The organism is Prauserella sediminis, from assembly GCF_014195435.1.
Lineage (GTDB): Bacteria > Actinomycetota > Actinomycetes > Mycobacteriales > Pseudonocardiaceae > Prauserella > Prauserella salsuginis.
Map to the genome: position 1 here is coordinate 20,989 of NZ_JACIBS010000008.1, position 15,187 is coordinate 36,175.

Here is a 15,187-nt window from a genome sequence, read left to right on the forward strand (position 1 = left end):
CCCACCAGCGGGCACGGACAGTACCGAGTCTGCTACGGAGAGCACGCAGCTGATGCCCGGGGTCGACTCGGGCGATGCGCCGACCCGGGACACCGCTGCGCCGGACCCGGCGAGCGACTCGGGTGAGCCGGCCGGCTCCGCGGAGGCCACCCAGCACATCGCGTGGCCGGAGACGGACGCGGAAACCACGCAGCAGGTCTCCGGCTCCGGCTCCGGCTCCGGCTCCGGCTCCGGCTCCGACGAGGACACGGTCGTCACCGCTGCTGCGAGCACACCGCTCTCGCCCGGGACGTCGCCGGACACGGCGAGCGAGACCACGCAGTTCATCCCCTCCGTCCCGGCCGACGATCCGCCGCCGCACCACCTGACGGCGGCACTTCCCGCGCAGGGCGCCGCGGCGGGGCCCGCAGGCACCGGCTCCGGGAACGACGGCACCGACCCCGGCGACACCGGCGACGACGAGCGCGGCGAGAGCCGCCTCGCCGCGCTGGGCAAGGCCCGCAAGCCCCTGCTGATCGCCGCCGCCGTCTTCGGGGTGCTGGCGCTCGTCTACGTGGTCGACGTGTTCGCCACCTCGGGCGACGTCCCGCGCGGCACCGTCGTGGCGGGCGTCGAGGTGGGCGGCATGAGCCGCGCGGACGCCGAGGAGAAACTCCGCTCCGAGCTGGAGCCGCGCATGACGCAACCAGTGCAGTACCGCGCGGGCGACGTCGAGGACGAGTTCGACCCCCAGCAGGCCGGACTCCGGCTGAACTGGAAGGAGACCCTCGACCGCGCGGGCGACCAGCCGCTCAACCCGTTCAGCCGGATCGCGTCCCTGTTCACCGAGCGCGAGGTCGACGTCGCCACGGAGACCGAGCGCAACCAGCTGGAGAACGCGCTCGTGTCGGTGCAGGAGACCGTGGACCGCGAACCGGTCGAAGGCACGATCGAGTTCGAGGGTGCCGATCCGAAGGCCGTCGAGCCGAAGAACGGGCAGAAGCTCGACGTGTCGAGTGCCGAGAACGTCATCACGCGTGACTGGGCCGACGGCAAGCGGATCGCACTGCCGGTCGACAGCACCCCGGTCTCGGTCAGCGCGCAGGACGTGCAGAAGATGCTGCGCGACGTCGCCGAGCCCGCGGTGTCGGCGCCGGTACTCGTCCGCGGCGAGGGCGCCGACGGCACGCTCGAACCGGAGGAGATCGCCGCGGCGCTGAGCTTCACCCCCGAGAGCGGCACGCTCACGCCGAAGATCGACCGGAAGAAGATGGTCGAGGGCGTCCAGGAGGAGTTGTCGAGCACGGTCCAGAAGGGCCGCGACGCCGAGATCGTGTTCGAAGGCGGCTCACCGACGGTCAAACCGTCCAAGGACGGCAAACACATCAAGTGGAAAGAGACGTTCCAGCCACTGATGGACGTGCTGCAGCGTGACCAGCAGCGCGAGATCAAGGCCGAGTACGAGAAGCAGGAAGCCGAGACCACGACGAAGGAGGCCAAGCAGCTCGGCGTCAAGGAGGTCATCGGCGAGTTCACGACCGGCGACTTCGCCGCCGATTCCGGGGTCAACATCCGCCGCGTCGCCGAAGAGGTCAACGGCGCCATCGTCAAGCCGGGCGAGACCTTCAGCCTCAACCAGCACACCGGCCCACGCACGAAGGCGCAGGGCTACGTCGAGGCGGGCATCATCGAGGACGGCGCTCCGGGCAAGGCCGTCGGCGGGGGCATCTCGCAGTTCGCGACCACGCTGTACAACGCGTCGTACTTCGCGGGCATGACCGACGCCGGCCACCAGGAGCACAGCTACTACATCAGCCGCTATCCCGAGGGCCGGGAGGCGACCGTGTTCCAGAACTCGGACGGTTCGAGCATCATCGACCTGGCCTTCACGAACAATCTGCCGAACGGCGTGGCGATCCAGACCGAGTGGACGCCGAACGACATCACGATCCGGCTGTGGGGCACGAAGAAGTACGACGTGCAGTCCCGCACCGGCGAGCGCACCGACGTCGTCAAGCCGAAGACGAAGAAGGGGCCCGAGGGCGAGGACTGCTCGCCGAGCGAGGGCGCCCCCGGTTTCACCGTGACCGACACGCGGGTGCTGCGGGACCTCGACTCCGGTTCCGTCAACGAGGAGACCCGAACGGTGCGCTACAACCCGCAGCCCAAGATCGTCTGCGGGAACAACCGGCCCTGACTCCCGGCAGCACGCCGGGCGGCGATCACCACGAACACGAAGAGCGGGCGGGCCCGAACCGGGCCCGCCCGCTCTCGTCGCCGCGCGGCCGGTGTCAGCCCACGGTGAGGATCGACCGCAGGTGCGAGACCTCCGACATGCGGCGCTCGGCCAGCCGGTCGGCTGCCGTCACCGCGGGCACACCCTCCTCGTCTGCGAGCGCGAACACCGCCTTGGCCGTGTCGTACAGCGACGTCGCCTTGAGCCGGGCCCGATCGGCGTCGTAGCCACGCAGTTCGTCACTGACCTGGATCGTGCCACCGGCGTTGACGAGATAGTCGGGGGCGAACAGGATGCCGCGGTCCTGCAGCAGCTTCTCGACGCCAGGATGGGCGAGCTGGTTGTTGGCGGCGCCGCAAACGATCGCCGCGCGCAACGCGGGCACGGTGTCGTCGTCGAGCACACCACCGAGCGCGCACGGGGCGAAGATGTCCACATCGGACGCGATCAGTGCGGCGGTGTCGTCGACGACCTCCACCGACGGGTGGACCGCACGGACCTGGTCGACGGCCTGCTCGTCGACGTCGGTGATGACGATCTCCGCCCCTGCCTGCGCCAGGTGGCCGACGAGCAGTTTGCCGACCTTGCCGACGCCTTCGACACCGACCCGCTTGCCCTTCAGCTCAGGACTTCCCCAGGCGTGTTCCGCCGAGGCGCGCATGCCCTGGTAGACACCGAACGCGGTGAGCTCCGAGGAGTCACCCGCACCGCCTTCCTCGCGCGAGCGGCCGGTGACGAAACCGGTCTCCCTGGCGATGATGTCCATGTCGCGCACATAGGTGCCGACGTCGCACGCCGTGATGTACCGGCCGCTCAGCGACTGGATGAACCGGCCGTAGGCACGCAGCAGAGCCTCTGTCTTGAGCGTGGCGGGATCACCGATGATGACCGCCTTGCCACCGCCGAGGTCCAGTCCGGCGAGCGCGTTCTTGTAGGCCATCCCCTTCGACAGGGCCAGCACATCGTCGAGTGCGGCGTCCTCGTCCGGGTACGGGTAGAAGCGGGTGCCGCCGAGTGCCGGGCCCAGCGCGGTCGAGTACACCGCGATGATGGCCTTCAGTCCGGTGGCACGGTCATGACAGTAGACGACCTGCTCGTGGCCGCTCTCGCGGCCGAATACACCGTCGGTCACGGGTGGTGACTCCTTTGTCGGTTCCGGCGCGGCGCCGGTCGGCGCCGGTCGGGATCGGTTGTGGTCCACGGCGACGGCTGCGGGGTTGCCGCAGCGCACACCGCGCGAGCTCACGATAGCCCCGCGCCGAGGCGAGGGGGAAGCGACGGAGGTCGCCGACCGCCCTGCCGGGTGCCACGCGCTCCGCAGCCGCGTGACGTCGGCAGCCGCGCGCCGCCGGGGTCACGGTCGGTGACGGACCGCCGCCCTCGGCACCGCCGTGCTCGACACGCGCTCCCTCGACACCGGCGCCGTGGCGGACCGCCCTGCCGTCTCCTCCGGCATCGGGGCGGGTTCGGCCGTAGCGGTCGACGGTGTCGACGCACCCGCCCCGTCATCCGGCTCGGGAACCGGCGCCGGCCTGCCACCCCGTGGCCGCAGGGCCGCGCCGGCGACGGTGACCGTGCCCAGCGCCGAGGCGACGGCCGCGTCGGCGAGCGCCGCTAGTTCCCGTCGATCCCCGGCGCGGCCCGGTGCGATCTCGGGGCACACCGTCAGTTCGAGCGTCAGGTCGGGGATGGCGACGGTGCGCCGCAGCGAGGCGATGAGCGACTCGGGGCCGATGAACGCGGGCCGGGTCGTCTCCCGGCCGCCCGCCAGGTACCGGACGGCCACCGGCCGCACGGGCACACCCGCGTCGATCGCCGCCTGGAACAGCGCAGGGCGGAACCGGCCGGACGCCGAACCGCACCACGTCGTGCCCTCAGGATTCACGGTGATCAATGCCCCGGAGCGCAGCGCCGTGGCCAACGCGTCCACGGCGGCGGGCAGCGCCGACAACCGCTCGCGGTCGAGGAACACCGTGCCCGCCCGCGACGCCAGCGTTCCCAGCACCGGCCACGAGGCGATCTCCCGTTTCGCGAGCGCCCGCATGGGACGCGTCGCGTTCAGACCGAGTATGTCGGCGAACGAGATGTGATTGCTGACCACGAGTGCACCGCGGCCGCTGCCGTCGAGCTCACCGTGGACCACGAGCCGGATTCCCAGCGCGGCCAGCAGCCCGCGGAACACGCCGCGTACGACGCGGTCGCGGCAGGGCGGTATCGCCAGCACCGGCACGAGCAGCAGACCGGCGGTGACGACCAGCGCCGCCCCGGTCAGCCGCAACGCCCGCCGCACCGCGCCGACGCGAGTCGCCTCCGGGGTGAGACAGCCGTCGCCGCACGGCGACACGGGCATCCACGGGTGGCTCATACCGCGGCTCCGAGAAAGTACTTGAGGTACCGCTCGTCGACCTGTTGCAGGTCGAGCAGCACGAAGAAGTCGGCGACGTCGAAGTCCGGGTCGTGGGCGGGTGGCCCGCAGACCCGTGCACCGAGGCGGACGTACCCGCGCAGCAGCGGTGGCAAGACCGGGCGGGCGGGCCGGGCGAGCTCGTCGCATCGCCACGGCTGCAGCGGTGTCACGCGGTGGGCTTCGTCGGCGAAGTGCTTGCTGTGCACGATGTCCCAGACGCCCGCGGCCTGCGCGCCGCCGTCGGCGAGCGGCACCGAGGCGCAGCCCGCGAGGTACCGATGCCCGGACAGCAGCATGTACCGCGCGATACCCGCCCACACCAGGCTGACGACGGCTCCCGTCCGGTGGTCGGCGTCCACACAGGACCGTCCGGTTTCGACGAGCGAACCACGCAGCGGGTTCAGTGCAGAGAGGTCGAATTCGGTGTCGGAGTAGAGATGCCCGGCCTCGCGCGCCCGGTCCGGCGGCAGCATCCGGTAGGTGCCGACGATCGCTCCGGTCTCGTCGTCGGTGACCACGAGGTGGTCGCAGAAGGCGTCGAACGGGTCGACGTCCGCACCGCCCGGCCCTGGTGCGAGCCGCGCGCCCATTTCCTCCGCGAAGACCCGGTGCCGCAGCCGCTGCGCGGCGAGCACCTCGTCCTCCCCTGAGGCGACGCGCAGTGAGTACCGCGCACCGCCCGCCGTCCGGTCCGTACTGAGCAGGGGCTGTGACCGCGTCATGACAGGGATGCTCGCGTCGGCAGGCAAACCGCGGCGGGCACCGGCCGTGGCCGGTGGCTGCACACCCGGTGAACGCTCCGTTCACACCGGCCTCACACGCGAACGGCCGCCTCCCCGCGCAGTGCGGGAAGGCGGCCGTGTGCTGCGAGCGTGGGTGTCTCAGCCCTTGCGCTTGGCGACCTCGTCGGTCAGCTGCGGAGCGACGGCGAACAGGTCGCCCACGACACCGAAGTCGGCGATCTCGAAGATCGGGGCCTCGGCGTCCTTGTTGACCGCGACGATCGTCTTCGACGTCTGCATGCCGGCGCGGTGCTGGATGGCACCGGAGATGCCGAGCGCGACGTACAGCTGCGGCGAGACCGTCTTACCGGTCTGGCCGACCTGGAACTGCGCCGGGTAGTAGCCGGAGTCGACGGCGGCACGCGAGGCACCGACGGCGGCACCGAGCGAGTCGGCCAGCTTCTCGACGACGTCGAACTTCTCGGCCGAGCCGACACCGCGGCCACCGGAGACGACGATCGACGCCTCCGTCAGCTCGGGCCGGTCGCCGCCTACGACCGGCTCGACACCGGTCACCTTGGCGGACTTGGCCGGGTCGGCGGCGGGCAGGGCCACCGTCTCCTCGGCGGCGGCACCGTCGGCCTGCTCGGCCTCGACCGCACCCGGGCGCACCGACACGACCGGCGTGCCCTTGGCAGCCTTGGACTTGACCGAGAAGGCACCACCGAAGATGGACTGGTCGACCGAGCCGTCGGCGTTCACACCGACCGCGTCGACGAGCACGGCGCCGCCGAGGCGGATCGCGAGCCGGCCCGAGACCTCCTTGCCCTCGGCCGTGGCGGACACCAGCACGGCGGCCGGCGACGACTGCCCCGCGACGGTGGCGAGCGCGTCGACCTTCGGCGTCACCAGGTAGCCGGTGGCGTCATCGGACTCGGCCGCGTACACCTTCGCCGCGCCGTAGGAGGCCAGCGCGTCCTTCACCTTGCCGGCCGTGCCCGGGGCGCCGACGACGACCGCGGACGCCTCGCCCAGCGAGCGAGCGGCGGTGAGCAGCTCGAACGTGGACTTCTTGACCTCACCGTCGACGTGGTCGACGAGCACGAGTACTTCAGCCATGGTTCGTCTCCTTGAGTGGGATGAGGTCTGTCTCAGATGAGCTTCTGGCCGACCAGGTACTCGGCGACCTTCGTGCCGCCGTCACCGTCGTCGTCGACCCGCTCACCCGCGGCGCGCGGCGGCTTCGGTGCGACCTCGAGCACGGTCGCGGCGGCGCCCGCCAGGCCGAGCTCACCCGCGTCGACGCCGAGGTCGGCGACCGTGACGGTCTCCACGGGCTTCTTCTTGGCGGCCATGATGCCCTTGAAGGACGGGTACCGCGGCTCGTTGATCTTCTCGGTGACGCTCACGACGGCGGGCAGGCTCGCCTCGAGGTGGGTCACGCCGTCCTCGGTCTCGCGGTCGACCTTGAGGGTCGTGCCGTCGAGGGACAGCTCGCGGGCGTGGGTCAGCTGCGGCACACCGAGGATCTCGGCGAGCATCGCCGGGATCGCACCGCCGCGGCCGTCGGAGGCCTCGTTACCGGCGATGACCAGGTCGTAGCCGTCGACCTTGCCCAGGGCACCGGCGATGACCTTCGTGGTGGCGACCATGTCCGAACCCTGCAGGGCCTCGTCGGAGACGTGGACGGCCTTGTCGGCGCCCATGGACAGGGCCTTACGGATGGCGTCGGTGGCTCGGTCGGGACCGACGCACAGGACGGTCACCTCGCCCTCGCCAGCCTCCTTGATCTTGAGTGCCTCTTCGACGGCGCGCTCGTTGATCTCGTCGATCACCGCGTCGGCGGACTCGCGGTCGAGGGTGTGGTCACTCTCGTTGAGCTTGCGCTCCGAGTACGTGTCCGGCACCTGCTTGACCAGTACAACGATGTTGGTCATGGAACTCCTTAGGCGCAATGCAGGGCGTTACTGGTCGGTAGATTAGGCGCAAAACCACTGGTACGCGCGCCTAGGTGACCACGTTCACCCGGAATCGCGTTTTAGTGGGACGATCGTTCAGATAACTGCCCGATCCGCTCGTCATTACACCACGTGCACGTCGTGTGTGCGCATGCTGCATGACACTCCCCCTAATGGGTGCAAACTTTGGCCGGCCGCCGGGTAGCGTCAGTCGCGTGCCTGTCGCAGTGATCACCGATTCCACGGCCAGCCTGCCGGAGCGGACCGCCAAGCAGTGGGACATCTCCGTCGTGCCCGTCCAGGTCGTCGTCGGCGACCGGGCCGACGACGAGAACCGCTACGACCGCGACGAGCTCGTGCGCCGATTGCGCGCCCAGGAACCGGTCACCACGCAACCCCCGGACCCGGGCGCGTTCTTCTGGGCGTTCCAGGACGCCGTGAGCGCGGGCGCCACCGCGATCGTCTGCCTGCACATCTCCACCAAGCTCTCGGCAACGGCGGACGCGGCCCGCGAGGCGGCTCAGCAGGTCGGCGTTCCCGTGTACGTCCTCGACAGCGGCACCACGAACATGAGCCTCGGCTTCGCCGCTGTCTCGGCCGCGCGCGCCGCGGCCGCCGGCGCACCGGTGGAACGTGTGATGAGCGCGGCGGACGCCCGCATCCGCGGCAGCATCGAGCTCATCTACGTCGACACGCTCGACTACCTGCGCCGGGGCGGACGTATCGGCGGTGCGGCCGCCGTGATCGGATCCGCGCTGTCGATCCGGCCGATCCTGACGCTCAAAAGCGGCGAGGTGGCGCCGCTCGCGCGGGTCCCCGGGACCAAACGTGCCCTCGCCAAACTCGTCGACCTGGCCGTGGCACACGCGGGCGAGGCAACCGTCGACGTCGCCATCTCCTCGATGGAGGTCGGCGACCGCGAACACCGCGTCGCCGGCGAGCTCCGCAGGCGCCTACCCTCCCTCGGCGACCTCACGCTCGTACAGGGAAGCACCGTCATCGGCGCACACGTCGGCCCGGGAGCACTGGGGATCACCGTCTCCCCGGCCCAATGACCCCGCGTATCCGGTGAGCCGGCGGCGGTATCGCTCCGAACGTCTCGTACTGCCACCGATCACCCCGATGGCCACTCCCTCGCCGGTACTGTAGGACGCGGCCGGCGCCGGACGGGGTGAGACGCCCCGCAGCCGGACCCGATGACCGGCCGGACGGCCGACGGAAAGGACCACACATGGCATCGCTGTTCCACAAGGTGGCCCGGTTCGCGAAGAGCCCGGCGGGCAGGCGCGCGATCTCCGAGGCGAAGCGGATGGCCCGCGACCCCCACAAGCGCCAGCAGGCCAAGGAGGCCTTCGACAAGATCCGCAAGGGCGCGGGTGGCTCCCGCGGCGGTGGACAGCCGCCCACGTCCCGCTGACCGGTTCTCTCGGACGGCGCCCGCGTCTGGTTACCGGCAGGTAGGACGGCACAGCACGGCGGCTAGTCTCTCGGCGTGGACACGACGACGCGCGCCGAAGCCCTGCACCTCACCGGTGAGCGCACCGTGCCGGGCGTACCGGAGGAGAATTACTGGTACCGCAGGCACGAAGCCGCTTATCACGCGCTGCTGCCGTACTGCGCGGGCGCCATCGTCCTCGAGGCGGGCTGCGGCGAGGGATACGGCGCCGGCCTGATCGCCGACCACGCGGCCCGGGTCGTCGCGCTCGACTACGACCGGTCCGCCATCGGCCACGTCGCCCGCGGCTACCCCGCCGTACAGGCGCTGCACGGCAACCTCGCGGCGCTGCCGCTGGCCGGTGACCGGCTCGACGTCGTCGCCAACCTTCAGGTGCTCGAACACCTCTGGGACCAGTACGGATTCCTCGCAGAATGTCGCCGGGTGCTCCGGCCGGGGGGACGGCTCCTGCTGACCACCCCGAACCGGCTCACCTTCACCCCCGACAGCGACACCCCGCTGAACCCGTATCACACCCGGGAACTCTCACCCTCCGAATTGGACGAGATGCTCCGCGAGGCCGGGTTCGCGGTCGAACGGCTCGCGGGGCTGCACCACGGTGCCGGCGTGCGGTCGCTCGACGAGCGCTACGGCGGGTCGATCATCGACGCCCAGCTCGAGGTCGTCATGGGCTCGCTGCCAGGGCAGGCGCAGTGGCCCGACGCGCTCCTCGCCGACGTCGCCGCCATCCGCGCCGAGGACTTCGACATTCACGACCACGACCTCGACGCGAGCCTCGACCTGGTGGCCGTGGCGGTGCGGCCGTGACGGGCGCGGGATCCGGCAGCGACTCCGAGGGCACGTTCTGCCTCGTACTGCACAGCCACTTGCCGTGGCTGCCGCACCACGGCACCTGGCCGGTCGGTGAGGAATGGCTCTACCAGGCGTGGGCCCATTCGTACCTGCCGGTGATGGACCTGCTGCGTCGGTTCGCCGACGAGGGCAAACGCGACGTGCTGACCCTCGGTGTCACTCCGGTGCTGGCGGCACAGCTCGACGATCCGTACGCACTGCGCGCGATGCACGACTGGCTCGGCACGTGGCGACTGCGTGCCGAGCACGCCGCGAGCCTGTGGCGCGGCGACCCGCTCCTGTCCGACCTCGCGGCCGACGAACACCGCGCCGCCACCCACGCGCTGGGTGAACTCGAGACGACGTGGCGGCACGGGTTCTCCCCCGTCCTGCGGTCGCTTGTGGACAGTGATGTCGTCGAACTCCTCGGCGGCCCACTGGCGCACCCGTTCCAGCCGTTGCTCGACGACCGGGTCCGCAGGTTCGCGCTGTCGGAAGGACTCGCCGACACGGCGCTACGGCTCGGCAACCGGCCCGCGGGCATCTGGGCGCCGGAGTGCGGTTACGCACCGGGCATGGCCGACACGTACGCGGCGGCGGGCGTGCAGCGCTTCCTCGTCGACGGCCCGGCCCTCCACGGTGACACGGCCACGGCACGTACGGTCGGCGACTCCGGCGTGGTCTGCTTCGGCCGCGACCTCGACGTCACCTACCGGGTCTGGTCGCCGAAGGCCGGCTACCCCGGACATGCGACGTACCGCGACTTCCACACGTGGGCACACGAGGTGGGCATCAAACCGTCACGCGTCACCGGCAAAGAGGTCCCGCCTCAGGACAAGGCGCCCTACGACCCGGCCAGGGCCGCGGGCACCGTGCAGACGCACGTGAAGGATTTCGTCGACACCGTCGTGACCCGACTGCGGTCGTTGCGCGCACGTGACGGTCGCGAAGCGCTCGTGGTGGCCGCCTACGACACCGAGCTGTTCGGGCACTGGTGGCACGAAGGGCCGCAGTGGCTGGAGGGCGTGCTGCGCGCGCTGCCGGAAGCCGGGGTCCGTGTGACGACGCTGCGCGGCGCCGTCGACGCCGGCCACGTCGGCGCGCCCGTGGAGCTGCCCGCCTCCTCGTGGGGATCGGGCAAGGACTGGCGCGTGTGGGACGGCGAACAGGTGGCCGACATGGTCGACGCGAACACCCGGCTGCAGCAGCGGCTGCTGTCGCTGGACGTGCCACGCGACCATCGCGACCCGGTCGCGGATCAGGCCCTACGGGAGGCACTGCTCGCCCTGTCCAGCGACTGGGCCTTCATGGTCACCAAGGACTCGGCCGCCGACTACGCGCGCCGGCGCGCCCGTGAGCACACCGCCCGCTTCGACGAGCTGGCGGCCCTGCATCGCGCCGGCGACCCGCGCGGCGGCCGACTGGCCGCCGAGCGGCGCAGGGCGAGCCCGTTCGGCCGCCTCGACGCCCGTTCGCTCTGACCTCGAGGCCCGCTCGCTCTGCCGGAGCGGCTCAACCGGCGGATCGGTCCGGTCCGGCCACTGCGTCGTCGTCACGCGAACCACCGGCACTCCCCGCGCCCATAGGCGACTCACCGGCGCCCGGCTCGGCGCTGTCCGTCCCACCCGTGCCCGTTCCGGCGGCGCCCGTCCCACCGGTGGCCGGGTCGACGCTGGCCGTGCCAGCGGCGTCGGGGTCGCCGGTGCCCTCGGCGAGCACCGCGCGGTTGGCCTCGGCCGCGGCGTCGAGGTCGACCTTGTGCACGCGGCGGTCGTAGGTCAGCAGGCCGTTGACCTCGTTCTCGACGTCCGTGGTCTGCGTGTAGATCGCCGCGGACAGCCCCAGCTCGCGCACCACGGTGCGCAACTCGCGAGCCACCTCGACGTACCGGCGGGTCAGCTCCTCGGCGGAGCCGGTCAGCTCGTAGGCCACGGGCTCACCCGGCCACAGGTGTCCCTCGACGGCCAGTCCCAGCCCGCCGTACTCACCGTCGGCCGTGGCCCGATGATCGGTCGCGAGCGGCCTACCCGGGCCGACGTAGGTGTGGTCGTCGTAGATGTGCCCGGCCCCGGAGTCGGGGTGCGAATGACAGCAGTTGACGCCGCTGTCGGCGACGACGAGCCGTTCCGGGTCGGCCGCCACCAGCTCCTCGGTGATTCGCGCGGTGTCGTACTCACCCCAGCCCTCGTTGAACGGTGTCCACACCACGAGCGACGTGACCGACCGCAGCGTCGCGACGATGTCGGCCAGGTCGTCCTCGAACCGCCCGCAGGCTCGGTCCACGGGACGGGCCTGCGGGCCGGGAGGGTTGTCGAGCACGATCGGCAGCGACGGGATGTCCTGCCATACGAGCAGCCCGAGCCGGTCCGCCCAGTGGTACCAGCGGGCGGGCTCGACCTTGACGTGTTTGCGGACCGTGTTGAAGCCGTAGGCCTTCGCCTGTTCCAGGTCGTGCCTCAGCGCCTCGTCCGTGGGAGCGGTGTAGATGCCGTCCGGCCAGTAGCCCTGGTCGAGCGGGCCGTACAGGAACGTGATCCGCCCGTTGACAGCGATCCGCGGACGGCCCTCGGTGTCGCGGACCAGACCGACCGTGCGCAGGCCGACATGACTGTGGACCTCGTCGAGCAGCGCACCCGATGTGGTGCGCAGCCGGACGGTGACGTCGTACAGGTGCGGATCCTCCGGACTCCACGGCCGCGGTGACGGCACCTCGACCCGAACCGGACGTTCCGGCATCCCCGTGACCGTCACGCCTGCGGCCTCGACCTCGACGACGGCGCCGGTCGCTGCGGGTTCTTCGGCCCCGGACACGGCTGCCGTCACGGCGAACCCCGCGAGGTCCGAGGTCATGTCGAGCCGGTCGATACGGGTGTGCGGCACGGCTTCCAGCCACACGGTCTGCCAGATACCGGACGCGCCGGTGTAGAGGATCCCGCCGGGCCGGTTGGCCTGTTTGCCGACGGGGAAGGTGCCGCTGTTACCCGTGTCCTCGGCACGCACGAGGATCTCCTGCTCCCCGCTCCCCCTGCCGTCCGGGGCGCTGCCTGCCGGGCCCTCGGCCCGCAGCACGTCGGTGATGTCGACGCTGAACGGCGTGTATCCGCCCTCGTGACGTGCGACGAGCTGGTGGTTGACCCACACCGTGGCGATCTGGTCGACCGCCCCGAAGTGGAGCAGGATCCGGCCTGCGCGCCAGTCCGCTGGCACGTCGAAGGTGCGCCGGTACCACATCCGCTCCGCCCGGCGGCCGATTCCGGAGAGTGCGGCCTCGGGCGGGAACGGGACGACGATCTCGTCCCTGCGCTGCGGCGTCCCGTCGGCGCTCGCAGCGGTGAACTCCCACCGCCCGTTCAGGGTCCGCCACCGGTCACCACGGGTGAGCTGCGGGCGCGGATGTTCCGGCAGCGGGTCGTCCGGGTCGACGTCGGCGGTCCACGGCGTCGTCAACGGCGCGACCGGCCTGCCGTCGGGTCCGATCGCGGCCGTGCGGTCGGGATCGCGGTCGAGCTCGTCGGACGGCCCGGCCGCATCGGGTGCCACGGGCCCGGCGGGTGCCGTCGGCGCCGATGCGGCTGCCAGGGCGTGCGCGTCGGCCCCGGTCGCCGACCCGGTGGTCGACCCGGTGGTCGACCCGGAGGGCCCCGATGCGGGAGCCGTCCCGGGCTCCGCCACTGGAGCTGCGGTGGGATCCTCGACAGGGTGCGCGGTGGTGTCCCGGGCGTGTTCCGGCGCTGACTGGGCGGCGGAGTCTGCTGCGGAGTTCACGGCGGAGTGCGATGTGATGTCGGCGTTCATCGCCACCGATGGTTCCAGAAACCGTGGCGCGGGCACCGGCACACGCACCCGCGGCACCGCCCCGCGGCACCGCCCCGCGGCACCGCCTCCGGCACCCGATCGCGCTGCCGGACCGCGCCGCCGGGTCGCGTCATCTCCCGGCACCGGAACGCCCGAACGACGCCGCGGCCGCCACACGGGTGAGGCGAGACAACGGAAGTCCCGCACGGCCCTGGCGGACGCGTGCGGGACTCCGCACCCCGAGCCGCCGCACGAACGACCCGGACGGCCATGGTCCTCCCCTCCATACCGCGGCGCGTCCCGCTCATCGGGTGAACCGTGCGCGATCGCCACCGGCGGAGCGACGGGCGTACCGACCACTCGGCCGGGTGTAGCTGGCCGGTACCCATACCGATGAGTAACCTCCAACCATGCGCGTGTTGATGCTCTCGTGGGAGTACCCGCCGGTCGTGGTCGGCGGGCTCGCCCGGCATGTCCACGCCCTGGCCCGTCACCTCGTCGCCGACGGCCACGAGGTGACGGTGCTGTGCCGGCATGTCGCGGGGACCGATGCCGAGACGCATCCGACGTCCGACGAGGTAGCCGAGGGCGTACGGATCATCCGCGTGGCCGAGGACCCGCTGCACGTGACGTTCGAACGCGATCTGGTGGCCTGGACGTTGTCGATGGGCCACGCGATGATCCGCGCCGGTGCCCGGCTGGTACGCGAATGGCCGCCCGACGTGGTACACGCGCACGACTGGCTGGTCACGAACCCCGCGGTCGCACTCGCCGACACGGCGGGTGTGCCGTTGGTCGGGACGATCCACGCGACCGAGGCCGGCAGGCATTCGGGATGGTTGTCGCACCCGCTGAACCAACAGGTGCACTCGGCCGAGTGGTGGCTGGCCAACCGGTCCGATGCGCTCATCACGTGTTCGCAGGCGATGCGCCGCGAAGTGGCACAGCTGTTCGACCTCGATCAGGAGGCGATCAGCGTGATCCACAACGGCATCGAGGAACGCGGCTGGCAGGTCCCCATCGACGAGATCACCACCGCGCGCGAACGCCACAGCCCGGACGGCGCTCCCCTGCTGCTGTACTTCGGCAGGCTGGAATGGGAGAAGGGCGTGCAGGACCTGCTGGCCGCACTCCCCGAGGTGCGGGGCCGGCATCCCGGCACCCGGCTGGTCGTGGCGGGCGTCGGCAGGCACCACGACGAGCTCGTCGAGCAGGCGGGCACGCTCGGCCTGTCCGAGGCGATCGACTTCGTCGGCCACCTTCCCGATCTGCGCCTGCGCGCTGTGCTCGCCGCCGCCGACGCGGTGGTACTGCCCAGCCGGTACGAACCGTTCGGCATCGTCGCGCTCGAGGCCGCCGCGGCCCGACGTCCCCTCGTGGCATCCACGGCAGGCGGCCTCGGTGAGGTCGTGATCGACGGCGAGACCGGCCTGGCGTTCGATCCGGGCGACGTGCCGGCCATCTCCGGCGCCGTCGACGCCGTGCTGGCCGACAGCGGCGCCGCGGAACGCCGCGCGCACGCCGCGCAGTCCCGGTTGGCCGCCGATTTCGACTGGGCACGGATCGCCGCCAGCACCGCCGAGGTGTATCGGCGCGCCCGGCCCGGCGGCCCACAGGACCTCGCCCGTCCGAAGATCCCCACCGGCAACGTGTTCGACAGGCACCACGGCGCCATCTAGGCGCCACGGCGACTAAACACCACGGCGACCTCTAGACGCCGGGCGGAACCACCGCACGGCTCCGGGCTGCGCGCCCGTTCCGGAACATGCCGGGCGGGTGGGGAACGCCGGGGCGGCCGTTCCC

The 15,187-nt window shown here is 71.5% G+C and carries 12 protein-coding genes; 6 read left to right on the plus strand and 6 right to left on the minus strand.

The window, feature by feature from the left end; genetic code table 11:
- The first annotated feature begins 52 nt into the window (after positions 1–52).
- Positions 53–2,176 (plus strand): VanW family protein, encoded by a 2,124-nt coding sequence (locus FB384_RS23635; RefSeq protein WP_183787046.1) that lies wholly within the window; start codon positions 53–55, stop codon positions 2,174–2,176.
- A gap of 94 nt (positions 2,177–2,270) precedes the next feature.
- Here the strand turns inward: FB384_RS23635 and FB384_RS23640 are convergent, their stop codons facing one another.
- The 5 genes from FB384_RS23640 to FB384_RS23660 form a co-directional block, all read right to left on the minus strand.
- Positions 2,271–3,347 carry a Glu/Leu/Phe/Val dehydrogenase gene (locus FB384_RS23640; protein WP_183787047.1) on the minus strand — a complete coding sequence of 359 codons (1,077 nt, stop codon included), beginning with the start codon at positions 3,345–3,347 and terminating at the stop codon, positions 2,271–2,273.
- A 222-nt stretch (positions 3,348–3,569) separates the two neighbouring features.
- Positions 3,570–4,580, minus strand: a complete 1,011-nt coding sequence (locus FB384_RS23645; protein WP_183787048.1) for a lysophospholipid acyltransferase family protein — start codon at positions 4,578–4,580, stop codon at positions 3,570–3,572.
- The gene (locus tag FB384_RS23650) at positions 4,577–5,344 is read right to left on the minus strand and encodes a GNAT family N-acetyltransferase (protein WP_183787049.1); all 768 of its coding nucleotides are present in this window, start codon (positions 5,342–5,344) and stop codon (positions 4,577–4,579) included. The genes FB384_RS23645 and FB384_RS23650 overlap by 4 nt, the downstream gene beginning before the upstream one ends.
- A gap of 159 nt (positions 5,345–5,503) precedes the next feature.
- Positions 5,504–6,463: an electron transfer flavoprotein subunit alpha/FixB family protein gene (locus tag FB384_RS23655; RefSeq protein ID WP_183787050.1), complete on the minus strand. Its 960-nt coding sequence runs from the start codon at positions 6,461–6,463 to the stop codon at positions 5,504–5,506.
- 32 nt (positions 6,464–6,495) lie between these two features.
- Positions 6,496–7,281, minus strand: a complete 786-nt coding sequence (locus tag FB384_RS23660) for an electron transfer flavoprotein subunit beta/FixA family protein (RefSeq protein WP_183787051.1) — start codon at positions 7,279–7,281, stop codon at positions 6,496–6,498.
- Between the two features lie 194 nt (positions 7,282–7,475).
- On the opposite strand from FB384_RS23660, the gene FB384_RS23665 reads away from it, so the two are divergent.
- The 4 genes from FB384_RS23665 to FB384_RS23680 all read left to right on the plus strand — a co-directional run bounded on the left by FB384_RS23665 (position 7,476) and on the right by FB384_RS23680 (position 11,070).
- Positions 7,476–8,357: a DegV family protein gene (locus FB384_RS23665; protein ID WP_183787052.1), complete on the plus strand. Its 882-nt coding sequence runs from the start codon at positions 7,476–7,478 to the stop codon at positions 8,355–8,357.
- Between the two features lie 176 nt (positions 8,358–8,533).
- Positions 8,534–8,719, plus strand: coding sequence for a hypothetical protein (locus FB384_RS23670; RefSeq protein ID WP_183787053.1), 186 nt, complete (start codon positions 8,534–8,536; stop codon positions 8,717–8,719).
- Positions 8,720–8,794: 75 nt separating this feature from the next.
- Entirely contained in the window at positions 8,795–9,565 is a 771-nt protein-coding gene (locus tag FB384_RS23675; protein WP_183787054.1) for a class I SAM-dependent methyltransferase, read from the plus strand.
- On the plus strand, positions 9,562–11,070 hold the full coding sequence (locus tag FB384_RS23680) for a 1,4-alpha-glucan branching protein domain-containing protein (RefSeq protein ID WP_183787055.1): 1,509 nt from the start codon (positions 9,562–9,564) through the stop codon (positions 11,068–11,070). The genes FB384_RS23675 and FB384_RS23680 overlap by 4 nt, the downstream gene beginning before the upstream one ends.
- Before the next feature lie 31 nt (positions 11,071–11,101).
- Here FB384_RS23680 and FB384_RS23685 read toward each other — a convergent pair whose 3' ends face one another.
- Positions 11,102–13,384: a glycoside hydrolase family 2 protein gene (locus tag FB384_RS23685; protein WP_183787056.1), complete on the minus strand. Its 2,283-nt coding sequence runs from the start codon at positions 13,382–13,384 to the stop codon at positions 11,102–11,104.
- Positions 13,385–13,794: 410 nt separating this feature from the next.
- Between FB384_RS23685 and FB384_RS23690 the strand changes: the two genes are divergently transcribed.
- Complete coding sequence (locus FB384_RS23690) at positions 13,795–15,063, plus strand: glycosyltransferase family 4 protein (protein WP_183787057.1); 1,269 nt, start codon at positions 13,795–13,797, stop codon at positions 15,061–15,063.
- Positions 15,064–15,187 lie beyond the last annotated feature (124 nt).